This is a genomic window from Algibacter mikhailovii (assembly GCF_014651495.1).
Taxonomy (GTDB): domain Bacteria; phylum Bacteroidota; class Bacteroidia; order Flavobacteriales; family Flavobacteriaceae; genus Algibacter_E; species Algibacter_E mikhailovii.
Map to the genome: position 1 here is coordinate 111,088 of NZ_BMWZ01000009.1, position 21,520 is coordinate 132,607.

15 protein-coding genes are annotated in these 21,520 nt (G+C 33.3%); 2 read left to right on the forward strand and 13 right to left on the reverse strand.

The window, feature by feature from the left end:
* Positions 1–60: 60 nt before the first annotated feature.
* Positions 61–675: a hypothetical protein gene (locus IE051_RS16645; protein ID WP_189362542.1), complete on the forward strand. Its 615-nt coding sequence runs from the start codon at positions 61–63 to the stop codon at positions 673–675.
* Between the two features lie 104 nt (positions 676–779).
* Here IE051_RS16645 and IE051_RS16650 read toward each other — a convergent pair whose 3' ends face one another.
* Positions 780–1,508: an aspartyl/asparaginyl beta-hydroxylase domain-containing protein gene (locus tag IE051_RS16650; protein WP_229796853.1), complete on the reverse strand. Its 729-nt coding sequence runs from the start codon at positions 1,506–1,508 to the stop codon at positions 780–782.
* 204 nt (positions 1,509–1,712) lie between these two features.
* A complete protein-coding gene (locus IE051_RS16655; RefSeq protein WP_189362543.1) occupies positions 1,713–4,748 on the reverse strand; it encodes an AsmA family protein in 3,036 nt (1,011 codons plus the stop codon).
* A 327-nt stretch (positions 4,749–5,075) separates the two neighbouring features.
* Between IE051_RS16655 and IE051_RS16660 the strand changes: the two genes are divergently transcribed.
* Positions 5,076–5,738, forward strand: a complete 663-nt coding sequence (locus tag IE051_RS16660) for an IS6 family transposase (RefSeq protein ID WP_189362544.1) — start codon at positions 5,076–5,078, stop codon at positions 5,736–5,738.
* Between the two features lie 276 nt (positions 5,739–6,014).
* Here the strand turns inward: IE051_RS16660 and IE051_RS16665 are convergent, their stop codons facing one another.
* The 11 genes from IE051_RS16665 to IE051_RS16715 all read right to left on the reverse strand — a co-directional run bounded on the left by IE051_RS16665 (position 6,015) and on the right by IE051_RS16715 (position 21,518).
* Positions 6,015–7,556 carry a TlpA family protein disulfide reductase gene (locus tag IE051_RS16665; protein WP_189362545.1) on the reverse strand — a complete coding sequence of 514 codons (1,542 nt, stop codon included), beginning with the start codon at positions 7,554–7,556 and terminating at the stop codon, positions 6,015–6,017.
* Between the two features lie 603 nt (positions 7,557–8,159).
* Entirely contained in the window at positions 8,160–9,623 is a 1,464-nt protein-coding gene (locus tag IE051_RS16670; protein ID WP_189362546.1) for a TlpA family protein disulfide reductase, read from the reverse strand.
* A gap of 184 nt (positions 9,624–9,807) precedes the next feature.
* Entirely contained in the window at positions 9,808–9,945 is a 138-nt protein-coding gene (locus IE051_RS16675) for a hypothetical protein (RefSeq protein WP_189362547.1), read from the reverse strand.
* Positions 9,946–10,277: 332 nt separating this feature from the next.
* Positions 10,278–11,777 carry a sulfatase family protein gene (locus tag IE051_RS16680; protein WP_229796854.1) on the reverse strand — a complete coding sequence of 500 codons (1,500 nt, stop codon included), beginning with the start codon at positions 11,775–11,777 and terminating at the stop codon, positions 10,278–10,280.
* 1 nt (position 11,778) lies between these two features.
* Positions 11,779–13,215, reverse strand: a complete 1,437-nt coding sequence (locus IE051_RS16685; RefSeq protein ID WP_189362548.1) for a sulfatase — start codon at positions 13,213–13,215, stop codon at positions 11,779–11,781.
* 26 nt (positions 13,216–13,241) lie between these two features.
* Positions 13,242–14,648, reverse strand: a complete 1,407-nt coding sequence (locus tag IE051_RS16690; protein ID WP_189362549.1) for a sulfatase family protein — start codon at positions 14,646–14,648, stop codon at positions 13,242–13,244.
* 3 nt (positions 14,649–14,651) lie between these two features.
* Positions 14,652–16,112, reverse strand: a complete 1,461-nt coding sequence (locus IE051_RS16695; protein WP_189362550.1) for an arylsulfatase — start codon at positions 16,110–16,112, stop codon at positions 14,652–14,654.
* A gap of 79 nt (positions 16,113–16,191) precedes the next feature.
* Positions 16,192–16,407 (reverse strand): T9SS type A sorting domain-containing protein, encoded by a 216-nt coding sequence (locus IE051_RS18770; RefSeq protein WP_373294380.1) that lies wholly within the window; start codon positions 16,405–16,407, stop codon positions 16,192–16,194.
* Entirely contained in the window at positions 16,407–18,335 is a 1,929-nt protein-coding gene (locus IE051_RS16705) for an alpha/beta hydrolase (RefSeq protein WP_189362551.1), read from the reverse strand. The genes IE051_RS18770 and IE051_RS16705 overlap by 1 nt, the downstream gene beginning before the upstream one ends.
* Positions 18,336–18,341: 6 nt before the next feature.
* Positions 18,342–19,826: an arylsulfatase gene (locus tag IE051_RS16710; protein WP_189362552.1), complete on the reverse strand. Its 1,485-nt coding sequence runs from the start codon at positions 19,824–19,826 to the stop codon at positions 18,342–18,344.
* Between the two features lie 189 nt (positions 19,827–20,015).
* Positions 20,016–21,518 carry a RagB/SusD family nutrient uptake outer membrane protein gene (locus IE051_RS16715; protein WP_189362553.1) on the reverse strand — a complete coding sequence of 501 codons (1,503 nt, stop codon included), beginning with the start codon at positions 21,516–21,518 and terminating at the stop codon, positions 20,016–20,018.
* Between the last annotated feature and the right edge of the window lie 2 nt (positions 21,519–21,520).

Here is a 21,520-nt window from a genome sequence, read left to right on the forward strand (position 1 = left end):
CTATTAGTTACCTTCGCATCTATAAATAAATTTTGAATGGAGGCTGGCAAAAAAAGCGTATTGCAAAAATTTCGTTGGATTTCTACGATTATAAAAAATGGGCTTTTATGGCATGGTATACGAAACAGATTAGCTAAAATTGGCCTAGATTTTATGCCTTACTATTGGGAAATTGGCACTATAAACATACCGCCTCCTAAAATTAGAGCTAACGCCTCCAAATATGAACTATCGCTTTTTGGTGAAAAGGAGATCACTTTTATTAAAAATAATGTAATCGGCATTGAACATAAAGATTTAATGCATGATCTTAAAAATGGAGAAACATGCCTGGGCCTTAAATATGAAAAAACCATCGCCGTATATTCTTTTACCAAATCTGAACCATTTTCTTTTAGGGGCAGAAATTTTTCAATAAAACCTAATGAGGCCTACATCCACAGCACTTATACATTCGAAGCTTTTCGCGGACAAAATCTAGCACCTTATTTACGCTACCAAAGCTATATCTATTTAAAAAACAGGGGGATAAACACGTACTACAGCATTAGTGAGTATTTTAATAAGCCAACATTAAGGTATAAACAAAAACTAAACATCCAACCTTTGAAATTATATCTTAGTGTGATATTATTTAAAAAATGGGAATTTAATTTCACTTTAAAATCCTATTGAAACCTTAATGGTAATCTACACCGCATATAGAATTACCCCACTGCTTTAAAGAATTTCAAATCCTTTCTATTTGGTTAATCCTTACACTGAAAGCAGAACATGTTTTAAGAAACTTTTCTAAGCTTATTGAGGTTTGTGACTTGTTTAAGCACCTTTGTAATACGTACTTTTTTTAGTAGAACATTAGTAATAAACCTATTTAACTGCCTTGGTAAGAAAGGCAATGGACGCAAAAGATCTATTATTAACACAACCCGTTCTCCACTAGATTTATTCATGACTTCATGATCCCAAGTATCGTCAAAAAGAATACTTTCACGCTCCTTCCAAGTGTACGTTTCGTCTTTTATTCTTATACTCGGTGGTAATACTTCAGGAACTTTAAGGCCGAGATGGTATCTAAGATAACCTCTATAGGGACCATGATGCGCTGGAATTGATTTACCAGGCTCTAAAACTGAGAAAAAGACTTTATAAGCATCTGGAATTCCCTCTAACAAATTACAGGTCTTAGGACATAATTCTTTTGCAAGATCTGGTGTTTCTCCAGAATACTTTAATAGAAACACCTTCCATTTTAGATTTTGCTCTATTCTACCTGATATGGCGTACACCCTTTTATCTACTTCATGATAAGCTGGAATTTCAAAATGTTTAACCACATTTTCATATTCACTTCTAATTTCATCAAAATTTTGTTCTATTACATCCAATTTCGGAAAGGTACTTTTGACGTCCAAAAACACAGGTCGATTATCTCCTCCATCATACTGCTTGATAATGCGATTCCCAAACTTCATTATGTAATTAATCACTATCGTACGATAATTCATGTAAAAAAATATTATTTAAGAATTAAAAAAATGAAACCATGGATTTATCCTAGCATTCACCCTTTACAACTTTAAGCTAATCAACTAACAACTTTACAATATTTCCAAAAAAAACGGCATGTATATTTCAAATTTTTCACGCTGCGTTGTATTTTATCCCTTGAGCAATCCCACTTGTGTCATAATTACTGACAAACAAGACTACTAAAAAGGTAAACTTTTTAAAACGTAGTTCTTCCTATTGATAAGCGCGGTATCTGCTTTTTTTTGTTGCCTTGCCTTGGTAGAAAACAGATTTTTATACTTGGCTTTAGTAATCTTGAAATCCATATCCTCTTCTGTTCCTTTTAAATCAATACCCGCCTTAAATGGCATGGGTGATTTTAAAATAGATACGTGGTAATCATAGGTTAGGTCCAAATTATGGTGCCCACCAATAGCCACCTTGTACCTGTCAACTGTTACCATAGAAGGAAAAATTTCAATTTGCTTATTTTTAAATACCATAGCAAATTCTAAGGTGTCTATTACATTTTTATCCTTATTCTTAAAAAATAACATTTTCGACATTTTCTCAAAAGTTTTCCCATTCAATACTACCAGATTGGTGCCAGTAACTCTAGCTATTGCGTCCATTGATGCGGCAGTCATATCAAGGTTTTTGTCAATCTTAGTATTTCCCCGCATGCGTGCATCTACCTTTCCTTCAAAAGAATCTACCATAGGTAACAAGGTATCCAGAACTGGCAATAGTTCAGTGAGCTTGGACAAGTCGATATCAAATATTTTAAAATCAAAGTCAAGGGCCGCAACTCCTGCCTCTTTAGAAGTATAAGCCGCCGAAGTAGTCATTTTAGCCGCCATAGTAGTCATTTCTAAATTAGCCAAATCTATTTTTTGATCTTTAACAGTAATGACACCACCAACATCATCAATAATAAAGTTTTTATACTTCAATTTATTGAATCGACTTTTTAAACTTAGGTCGAGTTTTTCTGGAACCACAAATGACTTTGGTTGCTCTGCGCTTTCTGTTGTTTTTGAATTTTGATTCTGCGCCAATATTTCTTGTTCAGATTTTTCAACCGGTCGTACACCATCATTAATGGCTTGAACAAATTGATTGAAATCAATTAAAGACGCATTTACCTCAAGCTCGCCTTTAAATATCTTATCATCAAAAAAGGCTTCTCCAATTTTATATACTTTCCCTGTAGCTTCAATATCAGAATCACCGATTTCAAGTTTTGCATGATCAAGGCTAATAACGCCCGGCTCAAACGTGATCTTTGTTTGAGGCATTTTTAAAAGTAACGGAAAAGTTGGGGTATAAGCATATAATTGGTCAAATGAAATATGACCATTGATTGGCCAATTTTTATTATTTCGGATCGTGGTTAATTCATAGGCTCCTTTTGAAATAGCGAAAAAACGCCCTTTTGTTTTAATCCCTGTGGAATCTATTTTAAACACAGAATGGATTTTGGGGATTTTCTGATCATGTTTATCCGGCTCAATACTAATATTGGCATTGACTAATTTGAGTTTAGCTCGCAGCGAATCACCCAATTTTAGATCACCACCTTTAATTAAAACCGCGGCTTTCATAACGGCAATTTTAGTAGAATCTTTAATGGCAGTTGTTGCAAATTTTATATCCAACTGATCTAGGTCTCCGCTAGACTCCTTACCATCCTTGAATTGGAGTTTTTGTATAAAAATTTTACCACCAGTAACCTTCGTCGATTGGTCTGTTAATAATTTACTATTCTGGTCTTGTTCTATATGAATGTCAGCCTTATCGAGCACAAAATAAAGGCTATCAGTTTCATTCTCAAATACAATTTGATTCATATTTAGTGTTCCAAGCGCCTGTATTTTTCCATAATCTTGATTTCTGATATCATTAATATTAAACATAGACCTAATATGTATTTCTCCAGCGCCTGCTAAATTGAGGTTCTTCTTAAATGGAAAACTTTTCTCCAAAGCTTCAAGGTCAATTTTTCCATCGATAGAAATGTCCAGATCTGCATTATCAAACAAATTATCGCCTTTCCCTTTAATATTTATCTCAGTTCCAACCCCTCGTAATGTCACATTATTAATATCAAAGTTAGAGCCCGTATTAATTTCAGGAGAAATATAAGCCTTTATATCAGCCTCAATAAGCTCGATTTGATTAGGTAAGTCCTTATAAGAAATAGAGCCATTATGTATTTTAAAATGAGCATTGATTTCTGGAATAACACCTTTCTTATACACGCCTTTGATGTCTGCCTCAATTGAAACATCCCCTTCAGCTGTATAATTATCAGTTTTATCAAAAACAACCTCTGGAACTAAATCTATCAAAGTGTTTAAAGTAGGTACCTCTAAATCTAAATGTAGATCAACATCAATTTGTTTTTCTAATCTGTTGGGATATAAAGTGCCCTCAGTTACAAATTGAATGTCATTAATACCAACTTTTGCATTTTTCAGATCGATGACTTTCGTGCTACGATTGACATGAAAATCGGTATTTAGCATGAGACTTAATTGATCTGTATAGGTATTACCCTTTTTTCTAAAAATTAGATTATCACTTTGGGCTTGAAGTGCAAGGATGATGTCTTTCTCGTTATATTCTGCTGAAAGATCCATATCAAAACCTTGCAATCGCATAAAATTAGCACTGTAATGGTCATCAAAAACCAAGTTGCCGTTGATGATGGAGATGTCTTCCAAATTGATATTGGCATTGAATTTTTCATCCTTAATTTCTTGATCTTGGATGGTATCTTTTTGTTTATTTTCTTTTAAAATATCCCAATTTACTTCACCTGCTTCAGACACGTAGGCATAGATGTTTGGATTTTCAAATGAAAACTTTGTAACATTAATACTATTATTAAGGAAAGCAATTGGGTTAACGCTAACCACGCCATAATCAAAACTTATTAAGGTATCTTTTGAAGTGGAATTGGACTCCTGAACACTATCATTCCGAGTTAAAATAAAACCCTTTTCTAATTCAAGTTTGAAATTTGGAAATGTTTTAAAAAACGTAAGCTCAACCGCCTCTATTGAAAGTTTGGCATTAAGGTTCTTATTGACAGCTTCAACAACTTTTGGTGTAATTTTTTCAGGCGTAAGTACAAATTCAAAGACAACCCCTATAGCAACAACAAGAAGAAAAACTATAGATATAATTGTAATTCCCGCTATTTTTAAAATTTTTAAAACGCTTTGTTTCATGTTTGCATCAGATAGGCCCTTTCATCTGAAATAGATCAAATAAGCGTCTCTAAAATACAAAAATTATTACTGTATTTAGCCTATTGAATATATAGACCAATTGAAAGGTCATTGAACTTAGAAACACCTTATGTGACATCAATAAAAGAAGATAAATTTTATTGGCAATCTCACAGAAGAAAACTCATACTTAGATATACAACACTTTATTAGGAAAATATTTGTTGCTATTGAAACTACTAAAATTTAAGAAGACCAAACCTAACGGTTCTGTCGCATCAAAGTATGGACTAAATTAATTTTCTACATTTACTTTTAAAAAATAAGATGTTCAAAGGCCATTGTTTCCCTAAAGTTATCATTTTACAAGCAGTTTATTTTAAATTAAGGTTTAGTCTTAGCTATAGAGACATTGAAGAATTACTGTCTATTAGAGGAGTTAAGGTGGATCATGCTACCATTCAACGTTGGGTATTCAAATTCACGCCTTCTGTAGAACAACAATTCAGAAAAAGGAAGAAATCAGTTGGGAAAAGGTGGAGAATGAATGAAACCTATATCAAGGTTAAGGGGCAGTGGAGATATTTATATAGAGCAGTTGATAAACAAGGGAATACTGTTGACTTTTTACTAACCAAAAGAAGACAACGCATATCTGCTCAAAGATTCTTAATAAAAGCTATAGAAAGTAATGTTAAGCCAGAGCTCATAAACATTGATAAGAGTGAATTTAATACTGCTGCGATAAAACTATACAATTGTAGAAACTATTCTAATATAAAAATAAGGCAATGTAAGTACCTGAATAACATTGTAGAACAAGATCATCGATTGATTAAGTGGAGGATAATGCTTGGTCTTGGATTTAAAGGATTTGAATCTGCCAAAAGAACCATATCTGGAATGGAAGTTGTTAGAATGATAAGAAAAAATCAATTGTTGGTTTCTAAAAATTCAACCTACAAATCATTTATATCGTTGGCTTCTTGAAAAATGAATTAATTTGAAATTTTTATTGCTTATTTTTATCAGATGCGACAGAACCTTTTTGGTAGCTGCTTTATTCTCTCGTGATGTTAAGAATTTTTTACTTATCTAAACTAAAGCTGCTCCCGTGGCCGCGTTACCAATTCCAGTCAGGGACATTTGCTCTTTCTGTGGTTCATTTGAGACAGTTGGTAGTTGACTTTTTTCTGTGTTCTGTAGTGTGGTATTTTTCAGGTGGTCTGGTTGCTTATAAAAAGGAAATGCCTTTTTCAAAAAAAGTTATTTAATATTGTCAATTATTTGTTTGAATATTTGGGTATCAGATGGTCTTGGCGCATTATTTAGAATAATTTCATTTTCCTTGTTCAAAATTACATATCTTGGAATCCAATTGACCTTAAAGAATTTCCCTAGCTTAGAATTTGTACCTTCAAGAACTAAATATTGATTTTTTACGTTTAAAAATTTTTCAAGTTCTTTAGATTTTTTTAGCCATTTTTCTATGTCTTTATCTATGGATAAGTAAATCCATTCCACGTTACCTTCTATGGATAAGGCATCTTTAAAATCTTTTTCTTTTTTTATTTCATCAATACATGGTGGACACCAACTTGCCCAGAAATCAATAACTTTTATTCTTTTATTAGAACCACTAAAAATTTCGCCTAATGTTAAAGTATCGCCATATTTATTGAGTAACTTAGTATTTAATGCTGATTCAGGAAGCTTTAGTTCAAAATAACCTATATCATCTATAAATCCCTGAATATCTTTTGTGTACTGTGAGTCTGGATACTGTTTACTATATTCGTTAATTATATTTTTAAAAAAAGAAGCACTTTCTTTACTGTAACCAAAGCCCTTATCATGATAAGTAGCGATAAGAGAAGCTAAGGTGTACTCCTTGATTTCTTCATTGAAATTATACTCTATAACAGCTTTTTCAGCTAATAATTTTTCTTTGGTGTACCTTGGATAATCTGAAGTTTCAAAATGACATCTTATAAGTGTTGGTAAAGCAGCCTTGTAAGAAAGCATATTTAAATGGCTCTCATCTTTAAAATCATCTACTGTAATATTACCTAAATAGTTTTTAATACTAAACAATTTTTCACCTGTACTATACTCTTTTTGAATAATTGGAATTAACCCATCTGGGTCAACCAGGTAAATAGAATTTTTGGTTTTTTTTGTTCTAGGATTTGTTAATTCAAATATGTGCCAATATTTCAAATCCGACTCTATATATTTGATAAATGATTTTGATGTAATATTAAGCCTCTTTATGTACCTATTGAAAAAATCTACTTTTTTATTATAGATAGAATCTACCCTAGACTTATACTCCATAATATTCCCTTTATAAGAGTTAAGCATATAATTTGGCGTAGAGTCTTTTAAATTTGAATAAAAATTATGTTCATTTGCTTTCTCTCCTTTGATATGAATTCGTTTATTTTTAATCTCAAAAATAATGGTGTCACTTGGTTTTAAAATAAATTTTGTAGCATACATTACACTATCAGTATAAGAAAACATATCTATTAATTGTGGTTCTGAAATAGAGTCAATCTTCAAAATCAAGGAGTCTCCAATTATTTTTATTTCAGTATAATAATTTTTTAATTTAAGTGAAGACGAAGACTTATTAACTATATTAAAAAACTCAAAAGCTCTTAAATTATCGGTTTTACCAATAATAATAGCCATTCCCATTTTGCTATTATCTTTAGTCTTTTGACAATCCGTATTGTCTTTTTTTTGATGATCACAATTAAAGAGAACAACGATTATTATGGCACTAAGTATTTTCTTTATCATTGATATATTGTTTTAACTAAAGCGAAAGACATTAGTCTTTTCCTGAAATAAAATGATTATGCCCCTGAACATATCCAACTCGAGTGAGATGGAGCAATATATTTACAAACAATATTGCAATAATCACAGTCAAGTACATATGTTTCATAAGCAATAGTGCCACCTGACTTACAAGAACATAAACCACTACCATTGCCACCTTGAGCACCACCGCCTCCACCTCCACTAGGTTCTAGAGCATCATGTTACTAACACCTCCAAAAACAGTTTTTAATTGGTTACGATTAAATTTTTCGTAAGAATCTAAATTCAAACTCTCTAAACTTAATTTTTTCATAAAAAATTAATTAATTTATTTATCCTGAACCTTTAAAGAAACTCAGGTTTTATGTCTGCTTTTGCGCAAAAGAGTATTTTTAAATTTTCTAATTACCCAATCATCTTAATTATGTTATCATAAAAACCAAAAGATTTACCATGAAAGCTCTAAAAATCACACCCTTAGGTCATTATAAAAATATTTTTAAACTTAAAACCCCACTAAACAGCTATACTTGTTCATTATACCCTCTGGCCTAAATCAAGTAATTTTCTGTTTTTTTTCTATTTCTTTATCCTTTTTAAATATTTTTCTATTAACAATTCTGCTAATCCAGAATCAGGACTAGGTGCATTATGAAGTAAAATCTCACCCCCATCATCAAGAAGAATAAATCTAGGTATAGTTGAAATAGCTAATTCCTTATAAAAATTTGAATTAGGATAGTTAATTGCGCGGTAATTATTCTTATTTCTCCAGATACCTTCATCACTTGCAGCTTTTTCCCATTCATTCATATCTTTATCAATGGATAAATAAACAAAAGAGACATTTTTGTTTTTAAACTTATTTTGAAGGTTTTTTGATTCTGGCATTAATGACCTACATGGTCTGCACCAGCTGGCCCAAAAATCAATATAAATTAGTTTTCCCATATTTTTTTCTAAAATTTCAGTAAAACTCAAGTGATTCCCTTGTACATCATTAAAATATAATTCTTTATAATATTCTTTTATTCTAGAAAATGTCTTTAAATATTCTATTTTAGAGCCACTAATAATTCCTAAATTTTCATTGCCAAATAAGTAAACAAACTTCTGAGAGTATGCTTTAAAAACATTAATATCCTCGTATTTCAAAATTTCTGCCAAGCATAAAAGCTGGGAGTACTTGAGCAAATTTCCCGAAACAAAAGAAGGTAAAACATCAAAGGCAGTTTTATAATTATATCTTATTTTAGGAAAACTCTGTAAACTAATTCCCTCCAAAACAATATCTTGAATAAACCTATTTATGTAGCCATATCCAATAAAATCATCATTAATAACCATATCATCTTTAAAAAACTTTATTAAAATTTCATCCTTAAATAAGTTTTCATTAGTTAGATGGTAAACACTGATTAAATCGTTAAATAATTTGTATTTAATCTCCGAAGCATGAAATTCATAATTAGCTCTACTCAATAAGCCCTTTTTAAACTTTTGATCTAACAAATCAAGTATCTTTTTATTGAATTCTTCTTTTAATGATAAATAATTCAAGTAATCTCCTAACTCATACTTCCTATTTCTGATTAATTGCCCTCTTCTAAAAGCCCCCTCATTTCCGAGTAAATCCCGATCCATTGATTTTATTATACTATCTTCATATTTCAATCTTACATTAAGAAAATCTGATAAGTTCAAGGTGTCATATTTTTTTAATTTTTTGTTTAAAAAATTAAAAACTAAACCATCCTTTGAAATATTAGTTATAACGGTATCCCCCCGTTGCGCAACAATTGTTTCAAATGAAAATTCATTTCGGATATATATTTTCCGAAAACTATTTACGCTAACATCTATCGTGTCCTTTCTTTTCAGAGTCGTTACACGAAGACTTCTTAATGTTTTAATATCTATTCCCGTACCAATGTTTGTCGATATGCCATTGGGATTTGAGACAATAATTGTTATGGTATTTTGACATGAAAATTCACAAGAGATCGAGAAAAGTATCAAAAAAAATACTATCGTATGTTTCATAATTTTAGCATTACCATTACATAGATTAAAATAAAAAGGAAATCAAACAATCTATTGTCCATTTCAACAATTTGAAAATTCAGCCTTAATTCACCATACAAATCTTAACTGTTGTAACAACTATTTCAATTATCAGAATTGTAGTTTTCATGCAATGGGTTTTAGTAACCTATGAGCATTTTTTTTATTGATAATAACCTGTACATGTACAATCGGTAACTTCCGCCCTACCAAAACCTCCTAAATCAGGAAATATTGTACCTACAAGAGCACGACAAGCACTTACAGAAGCTTCTTGTAAAAGTAAGAAAATTAATAACATAAAAAAACGGATTGTGAGTACACAATCCGTTTGTTTTATTAGCTTCAAGCTTTGTAGCGGGAACTGGACTCGAACCAGTGACCTTCGGGTTATGAGCCCCAAGACTGCCATTTTTTAAACCATTTTACTGGCCTTTCCAGCTGCTTTTTTGTAGAAACGTGTTCTAAAACGTGTTCAGTTTTATGTTCACTTTTTATACAAATTTTCATTACGCAATTTAGGATAAAATTTTAAAAATTAAAAGTGATGTTTTTTTAATTGTAAATCGAAAACTGAACTTAAAAAAGTACAACTCATTTTCATAAAACTAAAAGGCTCTTCTAATATTGGCTTTATCTATACGGCACCTTTTTTCTTGATTTCTTATAAAGGTTAACATATGTTTTAAAGCCAATTTCTTCTCCTTCTAACATTCTTTTATAAGCTTCTGGGTGTTGCTGCTTGACAAAGTCTAAAACCTCAACGGAAATTGGACTTACGGGCTTAAAGGAATCACTAATAGATGACATTTCATTATCATATTGCGCAGTCCTTTCTCTTAATTGAGTTAAGGTTTTTGCATATTTAGGGTTATTGGCTAAATTATTCATTTCAAAGGGATCATTTTGCAGATCATAAAGCTCCTCCACAGGTTTTGATGTTCTAAAAAACAATTGTTCAGTACTACTTAATTTTCCCTGTTGGTTTAATTGTCTCATCACATGTACTGCGGGACGATAAAATTCTAAATACGCCTGTTCTGCATCCCAAGGAATATCAGGTTTGTCATTGCGAATGTACTTCCAGCGTTCCGTACTTATAGAACGAGATTTTTCTTCGATTTCATCCCATAAATCACGGGTGCTATACACCTCCTTTCTATTAAAATTTTTGTTGTAAAAAGATGTCCCAGTCATATAAGTAGGTATTTCACAACCTGCTATATCTAAAATAGTGGCTGTAATGTCTGTGGCACTTATTACATCATCAATCACTTGCCCGCCTTTAAAATGTTTAGGATAATAAACAATGAGTGGAATTCTTAAACCAGGATCATGGAGGTAACCCTTTCCTCTGAGATTACAACGCCCATTGTCTCCTATAAAAATGATCACTGTATTATCGGCCATTCCCTTTTGTTCCAGTTCGTCAACAATCATCCCAACTTCATTGTCAATGAATTCCATCTGATCTAAATATTTGGCCCAATCCAAACGTATGGTAGGATGATTTGCATAATAGGGTGGTAGTTCTATCTCATCAGGATTGACAGGGTCTTTAGATTTTGCCCTCACCTCATCCCACCAGTCTCCACGATGTGTTGCAACCAGTTGTATCTGAGCAAAAAACGGTTGGTCTTCAGGTAAAAATTCATCCTTTTTATCAAACAAACCAAAATTTTCTTTACCATCCCAATGACCGATAGGCTGAGTTTTAAAATTACAATCTATTTTGCGCCCATTACCCATTACGCCATGATGTCCCAATATACAAGTGTAACCACTTTCTCTAAGCCAATATGTAAAGGGTTTATAAGGTTCTGGTAGCGCTATTTTTCTATTACTCCGATGATTGTGAGCATTAATTTTTAGTTGATGTGTCCCTATCATCATTGAAGACCGGCTAGGAGAACAAATAGGATTGGTCACAAAACAATTATTGTATAGCATCCCTTCTGCAGCTAAACGGTTGAGGTTTGGGGTTTGAACCCCCTTGGTGCCATAACACTCTAAATCCAAACTGATGTCCTCTGCCATTAGCCAGATGATATTAGGCTTAACGACTACTTTTGATTGCGCAGGCAAGAAAAAAGAAGTCAACATTAGACCACTTAAACAAATTAAGATCTTCATATTACTTTTCATTATTTTTCATAAGCGTTTCTATTTTGCTTATTTCTACCCGAGCGTCATATTTTGAATTCAGAATTGTTGGAATAGGAGCATCCATTTGTTCTATCCAGTTATCCATCATTCGTGTGAGTTCTTCTACTTTTTCAGGTAATTCTTTTGCTAAGTTTTTGCGTTCTTCAATATCGTTATCAAGATTATAGAGTTCTACAGCATTATCTTCATAATACCGATGAAGTTTCCATTGTTTCTTTATTAATACAGTCCCTGGACGTGTTCTAAACAAAGGATCTTTAGACTCTAAATGTCCTCTACCATAGCGCTGCAAGTAAATTGGGAAATGAAAAGCCAATTCTCGATTAGACATACTTTTCCCTTCTGTTAAAAAAGAAAATAGACTCTCGCCATCCATTTTTTGCGTTGTACTCGTGTAGTTTAGCATATCAGCAAAAGTGGGATAAAAATCGAGGAAACTCACAGGTTCATTAGTAAATTGATGTGTTATTTTGCCTTTCCATTTGACAGTTAAAGGCACTCGAATACCTCCTTCATAGTAAGTGCCTTTCCCGCCTCTTAATGGCTTCTGCCAAGTAAAACCTAAATGCCCACCATTGTCTGATGTAAAGACTATTAGCGTATTTTCTTCAAGATTCAAGGACTTCAGTAAATCTAAAATTTCACCTACATTTTCATCCATAGCATCTATCATTCCTGCGTACTTTACATTATTTTGTTTCTTATCAGGCGTAGCATCTTTATATTTCTTTACCCTATGCAGTTGAGGCTGAATTGGTGTATGAACAGTATAAAACGGTAAATACAAGAAAAACTTCTTATCTCTATTTTGGGTTAAAAATTGTTTCGCTTTTTCTGTTAAATACTCAGTGAGATACGTTCCTTCAGGGGCATCAATTCCTAAATGATTAAAAGGTGCAAAATATGTTTTTGGCGAACCTGCATGACCTCCTGCTACATTCACATCAAACCCTTGTGTAAGTGGCGACTCCCCTAAATGCCATTTGCCGATATGACCTGTAACATACCCCGCTTGTTGAAACATTTCTGCCATTGTAAAAACTTCATCAGATAAGGTCTCTGTATTTTGAATTGGAATTAATTGACGGGTACTTTCCTCTCCTCTTTCTGATGACCCTACCGTGTAAACACCTGTTCTTGGGGCACTCATACCAGACATTAATGCGGCTCTACTTGGCGCACAATTAGCTGCCCCTGCATACCCTCTAGTAAACACCATACTTTCGCTTGCTAGTTTATCAATATTAGGAGTACTGTAGAAATTACTACCCATATACCCTGTATCTTTCCATCCCATATCGTCAATGAGTATGAATACAACATTTGGTGTATCTGGTGTTTTTTGTCCAAACCCCAAATTTGAAAAAACCAATAAGACACAGATTAATAAAACTACTTTATGCATTACGCTATTATTCTATTTAAATCAATCTATTCACTTACATCTTGCTTCCACTCGTTGTGAATAATCGTAAGTTCTTCTACAATTTCTGGATATTGTTTCGCTAGATTATGTGACTCGCCAATATCTTCTTTTAAATTGTACAACTCAACCCCGTTACCTAAATCAGTATGCTGCTTCTTTGCAATTTTATCCGCTCTATCCTTATCAGTGACCACCTTAAGTTTCCAGTCTCCATTTCTAACAGCCCAAGCAAAATCAACATCCCAGACTATTGGTTCACGTTGTACTTTAGATGCATTAGTGATATGGGGTAAAATATTAATACCATCACATTGATCATAACTATTTTTTGGCGCATGGGCAGCAGTTAATAATGTAGGCATCAAATCCATTGCACTTACGGTCATATTGTTTTCAATATTTTCATATTTATTACCCCAACTAATCATCATTGGTACACGGATACCACCTTCGTAGAGTGAATACTTTGTACTACGTAATGGTTTATTTTCGCCACCATTGCAATTGCTCCCGCCATTATCACTTATATAAATCACTATGGTATTATCATTCATGCCTAGTTCTTTTAGTTTAGAACGAATGTTACCAATTTCCCTATCCAAATAATATAATTGAGCTGCATAATACATGCGTCCGTTAGGCATATTGGGTAAAATAGAACGGTTATACCATTGGTTATAATTTTTATCAGTTTGAAGTTCTTCGTAATCAGGGTAATAAGGTAAGTTCCATTCTTTCAAGTATTTTTCAGGTAATTGGTGATTAAAATTATGCACAGCATTAAAGGATACCTGCAAGAAAAAGGGTTTGTTTTTATGTGCGTCTATATAGTCTTGTGCCCACGCAGAAATAATTTCAGTTGTGAAGCCATCTTTTTCAAACTCCTTACCATTTTTAAACCATGGAGCGGCAGTCGCACTGTGCTTTTCAATAGCCTCCTTATTGTGATATAAATAATGTACACGCCCACCTTTTCCTGCTGTAATGCTCTCATCAAAACCATGATTTATGGGATGTGCAAAACCTTCTGGAGAATCATTTTTGCCGTAATGTAATTTTCCAAAATAGGCTGTTGAATACCCAGCTGATTTAAAGCCTTGCGCCATAGTAGGTGTATTTTCATCTAAACCTGGACCGCCGTAAAAATAGTTACCACTACGTTCTTGGTATTGCCCTGTGATAATACCACAACGCGATGGACTGCAAATAGGTGCGGTAACATAGGCATTGGTAAAATTAGCCCCTTCTAGCTTCATTTGGTCCAGATTGGGTGTCTTGATATAATCAAAATTCTTCTTATATGAAAAATCAGCATAGCCATGATCATCAGAAACAATAAGAATAACATTTGGCTTTTCCTGAGCACAGCCCAAAATGGTGCTTAAAAGCAATATATAAAGGATACGTTTCACAGTCTATTTTTTAAGTTCTTTTTTAATCAATGGAAATTCTGGGTGCTCTGTTCTAGCTATCTGCAAAACCGCCTTTAATTGCTTTAAAATATCTGGGTGCTGACTTGAAATTTCATTTAATTCTGAAGGGTCATTTTTAAGATTATACAGTTCATAGTGTTTGTTTACAAAATGTACCAATTTCCAATCGTCTTTTAAAAGCGCTTGCATCGGCCCCCGCTTTTCATTAAACTCCCAATACAAATAATCATGGTTTTTCTGAATGTTTTCAGCGTTGGTTAAGGCAGGCAAGTAAGACATTCCGTTTATTTTTGCAGTAGGTTTCACGCCTGCAATATCACAAGCAGTAGGTAGAAAATCCCAAAAGGCTGAGACGTGATTTGTAGCACTTCCTGGTTTTATTTTATTAGGCCAACGTGCTACAAAAGGCATTCGTAACCCGCCTTCATACAAATCGCGTTTTTTTCCTCTATAAATACCATTACTATCAAAAAATTCATCCTTAAGATTGTCATACTCATGCCCATTATCACTAGTAAACACCACTAAAGTATTGTCATCTACTCCCATTTCTATTAGCTTATTCAAAATTCGACCTACATCTTTATCTAATCTACTTACCATGGAAGCATAAGTAACATGACCATTTTCATCATGACGGTAATGCGCCATTTTCATTTTTCTTAATGGCCAATTTAAATTACTGTATTGTGCTTTTTGGTCCTCAGGAATAGTAAGTTCAAAATGCGGAATAGTATATGCTAAATATAAAAAGAAAGGTTTCTCCGAAGTTTGGTTATCTAAAAACGCTAAGGCTTTATCAGTAAATAAATCTTGGGAATAAGTGCCAATCTTATCCTGAGTCACATTGCCTTCAATTGTAATAAGTTTATCATTTTCCCAAATGGTTTCTGGATAATAATGATGCGCACTTTTATGCTTATTAAATCCGTAGAAATAATCAAATCCTTGTAAATTTGGCGCACCCTCATTAAGGTTTTCTGATAAGCCCCATTTACCAATTATACCAGTATTATAGTCGGCGCGTTTTAGTTCTTCAGCTACTGTTACATCATTTAAAGAAAGATCTACAGGTTGTCCTGATTTTGTCCATTTTGGATTTTCCCTTACAGATGAATTACCGGTGTGCATGCCCGTCATTAAACTTGCGCGTGATGGCCCGCATACAGCTGAACCAGCATAATGTCTATTAAATACAATACCCTCTGTTGCCATTTTATCAAGCACTGGAGTTTTTATTTTATCTTGTCCGTTAAATCCAACATCACCATATCCTAAATCATCTGCTAGAATAAAAATAATATTGGGTTTTGAACGCTCGGCGCCTTTATCTATAGATTGGGCACTTATATTAGAACAAAATATTAATGCCACACAAATTGAGAATATCTTCATTTTCCCTAAAGCATTTGTGGTATTACTTATAGTATTTCTTTTTTTCATTGTAACTCTATATATTTTTCTTTCCTAAAATTTTACTTTTACTAAGGCAATAGTTTATTCGAAATAACTATTGTTAACACTATTTGACTAATAATTTATATCTACGCGATTTCCCATTATTATATCTAATCCTCATAATATACATACCTGCTGTTAAACCATTTGGTATTGTATATTTTTCAAATACATTTTTTTTAATATCTATTAATTCTCCAGACATGCTATAGCACGATATTTCCTTATAAATAGTGTCAAATTTTAATTCCTGACCAGAATAAACAGGGTTTAATATTATTAAATCTTCTCTTTTTTTTTTGACGAGGTTAAAGTTTCACCTAAGTTACCAAAAGCCTTAATACAAGCTTCTTTAAACTCCCAAGTACAAGGGATATTCATTTGGCCAGAACTAAAAAAGGAATGTACCTCTCCTTCATAAATATTCACTTTAGCAGTCCCACCTTTTTCAATCACAGCTTCTGCAAATCTCGTACTTTGACTCGGATCTATAGTGGTATCATCAGCACCATGTAAAAGAAGGGTATAAGGAGGCACCTCTTTAATGTTGTATATTGCTGAATTGGCTTCCGCACTCGGGGTAGTTTGGCCATAGCCATCTCCTACTCCAAAACTAGAATCTCCTAAATTAACAAAGTCAAACAGCCCATTAAATCCAACATATAGTAAGCATTCCTCCGTTCTTTGTGCAGCCAAAGCAGATAATGGACCTCCAGCAGACCCTCCTGCAAATCCTATTTGGGTAACATCTAAATTATATTCTTCAGCGTTATCTTTTGCCCATTGAACAGCAGACGCGATATCTTCCATAGCTTCTGTAAAATTACCTAAAGACCCTTTACACCTATAGGCAACTCCTATAACTGCAACACCTACATTTTTAACTAAATAACTAGAAAATGATCCTTGAGCAGGAAAAGATTCGGTTAAAGTTCCTCCTGACCATGCACCTCCATGTACCCAAAATACAACAGGTGTAGGAGAAAGTGATTTTTCTGAATCCGAAGATTTGGGAATGGAAATTTCTAAGGGGATGGTATGTTGTATCCCTGGCGATTGTTCGGTTGTTTTTATACTCGGTATTAAAAAAGATTCAATATCAAAAATTTGTTCCGTCTCAACAATATAACTGACATACCTTTCTTTTTTGTTTTCATAAGCATCTCCTTCACTTGATGTTACGGTGTTTAATAAATCTACAACTATTAATGATCCCTTTTCAAAAGCACTAGAAGGTGTAAATTTAATTTTTGATGCATCATTCAGGATCTCCCAAGCTCCATCAATGGGATTTTCATTCAGATCATTTTTATAGACCTTTGGAAATTCTGTATTTGAATTCAATTCTTTATTAAAAGAAATTTCTAATGAAGCATTTTTTGATATGTTTTTTTCTCCTTTAAACCCTTCTTCTAAACCAAACCCTTTATCAAAAGCATCAGGGTATTTATTTTTAAGCCACTGCCAAACCTGATCATGTTCACTTGCGTCTAAATCACGATTAAACAAAATCACACAAGCCATTTCATAATCTGAAGTAACAGGAATCCAAGATAAATTAGTTGGTTTGTATTGGGCGTTTAATAATAAGGGTCTATCACTAGACACATAATCACCGGAGAGTTTTCTGGAAAACACGTTATCAAGAGTGCCTTGTTGTATTTCTACATTTTTATTTGAGTACTGAAGGGACAAAGCAATTGGATTATCAGGGTTGTGTATCCCGCCATTTAGGGTTTGCTTTTCTGTGCCAAGACCAAAATCGGCTTTAATTTGAAATATTTTTGAAATACCTAATCGCCATCCTGTATAACCAATTTCAGTATTGCCAACGTGATTGCCCACAAGTGATGTTAAGGCCGTCATATTTTTAGTTTTACCTACATAAAAGACAGTAAATCCGGCACTTAAATCTAAATCTTGTGTGTCTTGAACGGAAAGGAATTCGCGTTCCCCTTCATTGGCAAGCGTTACATATCCTGGCCATGTTTCATAAGAAGAAACGGGTCTTAAATCAGTATCGGACTGTACGGCATGAAATTTATCCTGTGCTTGATTATTCCATTGAAAAACGTCACTATTCTCTTCTTGAATTTCCGTTCCATCAATTAATAAAATTTGACAATTTGGAACATCTAATGGTGTAAAACCTTCTTGCGCAATTACAAATGAGGATATCAAGAATAAAATTTTAGTGATTTTTTTCATCCTAGATTAATTACTGTTTAGATAGGTTTCTTGTTTAAATGTAAAGATACTTGAAGATGTTCTTGCTGTATTGATAATAGACTCCATTTCTTTTACAACCTCTGGATTTTCAGTGGCTAAATTATTTGCCTCTTTTATATCATTTGATAAATTGTAGAGTTCAATTGGGGAATCTGATTGTTTAAGCACATTGTATTTTACGGCTTTCCAATTTCCTTTTCTTACTGCTTGTCTGCCTCCTTTTTCATGAAATTCCCAGTATAAATATTCATGCTGGTTTTGTTGCTCAGTATTGTTTAGAAGCGTTGGTAAAAATGAAATACCATCAATATTAGTTGGCGTTTTGGCATTGACAACAGCTCCCAATGTTGGAAAAATATCCCAAAAAGCAGATATATGATCTGTTTTAGTATTTGCCTTAATTTTTTTCGGCCAACTTACAATCATTGGCACACGAATACCACCTTCATATAAATCACGTTTAAAACCTTTAAGCCCTCCATTGCTGTTGAAAAAAACAGGATCTGCACCGCCTTCTTTATGGGGTCCGTTATCAGAAGTAAAAATAATAATAGTATGCTCTTCAATTCCTAAGGTTTTAACTTTATCCATAATCTCACCAACTTGTTCATCAAGTATAGAAACCATGGCGGCAAAAGTAGCATGACATTCATTTTGTGAGCCATAAGGACCATTTCTATATTCAGGGCCATCATCTACGCCTTCAAAGGTTTTCTCCGGCATAAAATTCCCTCGAAACTTTTTAATTGCTTTTTCTGGAGCCATCAATTCTGCATGTGGAATAATAGACGACACATACAAGAAGAAAGGTTCTTTCTTATTATCTTCAATAAACTGCAACGTTTTTTCATGAATTAGCTCTGGCCCATACACTTCATTCTTTCTTCCCGCATTACCCGTTAACGTAATAGAATCTTTATTAGACCACAAATGATATGGGTAATAATTATGCCCCAAACGCTGACAGTTATAGCCGAAGAAGGTGTCAAAACCTTGATTAATTGGATCGCCTTCAGATCCTGGAAATCCTAATCCCCATTTACCAAAAACACCTGTTTTATAGCCTTTTTTCTTAAGCATTTCGGCCATCGTAAATGTACTGTCTGGCATAGGATATTGACCTTCAAGCAGCATTGTTTTATTCTTTCTTACTTTGTTTCCTCTAATAATGGTATGACCGGTATGCATGCCAGTCATTAAAGATGAACGTGATGGGGCACAAACCGTGCTACCAGAATAATGCTGAGTAAACAACATGCCTTTTGATGCCAGCTTATCAATATGAGGTGTCTTGAACTTTGTTTGCCCATAACAACTTAAATCGCCATAACCCAAATCATCTGCAAGAATATAAATTATGTTTGGCTTTTTATGGTTTTGAATAGTTTCTACGTATTGTTTTTTTGCATCTTCCTTACAAGACAAGAAACCTATAGCAACAATTATTACGCCAATAAACTTTAGCTTCATTTTAATTATATTAAATTTTATTCTTTGAATAGACCTATAAACAGTTAATATTCTGTTTTAAGTCATGAAACAAGTGACGAAATAAATTCGCCACTTATCTCAATTTGGCTATTAACGGGTATCATACTTTAGAAATCAACGTGTTAAAATATTTAAATTACAATTTGATAATTCAATTTTGCATTTAAATTAGTAACATTCATTCTGTGTTATATTCGTATTAAGTGATCTTTCTATTTCAGGTATCGGAAATAATTGATGACACTCTTGTACATTGATCACATCAGAACTTTTAAGATGTGAATCTTTAATTTTCTCAACGAATGTTCCTTGTCTAATCAAATCATCTCTTCTATACCCTTCCATAAAAAATTCCCATTGACGCTCTTGAAAAATGGCATCTCTTAGAGAGGCTTGGTCGAAACTACCGGTAGTTTCCAAATTAGGAAGATTCGCTCTGTTTCTAACCTCATTTATTAAATTATATACTTCTGCCGATGGTCCATTTATCTCATTTAATGCTTCTGCCTTAGCCAATAACACTTCCGCGTAACGAAAAACAAATAAAGTGCTTCCATGATATATGTCTGTTCTTAAATCGGTTTCAGTTCCTGCCAACGGGTGAGGGTATTTTTCACTATAAATGTAAGGTAGACTTTTATTTACTTCTGGATTATTCTTATTATCCAATGTTTTTGGCCCAACTGTCTTCCCTTTTCTATCTATAAAACTATGTCTAAACAATTTAATAAAACGTTCATCAGAAGGGTCATACGAATAATATACCTTAAGCTCGCCTCTAAACGTTCCAAAACCCCAATAATCATTTTGACCATCGTATTGATGTTGCGCAATGTCCGTACTTCCAGCAGCCAACGCATTTAACGATTTACCAAAAGGATCTCCAGTTGTTTTTACAGAAAATATAATCTCTTCATTAAATGAATTCCCTATAGCATATAAATCTTCTACATTTGGCAACAAACTATAACGCCCCAATTGCATAATTAAATCAGCAGTTTTGTCGACTTTCTCCCATTCTTTTCTTTTTAAATGTAATTTCATTTTGAGTGCATAACCAGCTCCCAAGGTTGCTGCTCCCGGCAAGTCTTCAGATTCTTCTTTTTCTAAATTCGGAATCGCCTCTTCTAAAAGTGTTAAAATATGTTGTTCCACATCTTCTAAAGAAGATCGAGATGGTTTGTCTTCAATATCATTTACAGAAGATGTAATTAATACAACGGGGCCAAACAAGCTCGTTAAATCAGAATAGCCAAGTGCCACCAAAAATTGAGCTTGCGCTTTATACCATTTAATTAAGTCCTTATCTATTTCTGCTTTATCAACATTGTCAATTAGTAGATTCGCCTTCAAAATCATCGCATAAATATCATTATAGGTGTTGACAACAATTGTGTTACTTGTCCCAAGTGTAAAGTTATCAAAGTCTTTTCTAGCTCCTGTACCTAAAAGATTATCTGTTGGGACCTCTCTTAAATACAAATAATTTCTACCATAATATCCCGGATTTGAACTTCCAAGAAGGCCAGCGTAAGCTCCTGTAAGAGCTGCTTTAACATCGTCTTCGCTCTTCAAACCATTTAATGACGGATTTGTTAGTAAATCTTCTTCTAAAGATTTAGTACAAGAGACTACTACTATACCTATTAATAAAATTATTATTTTTTTCATAA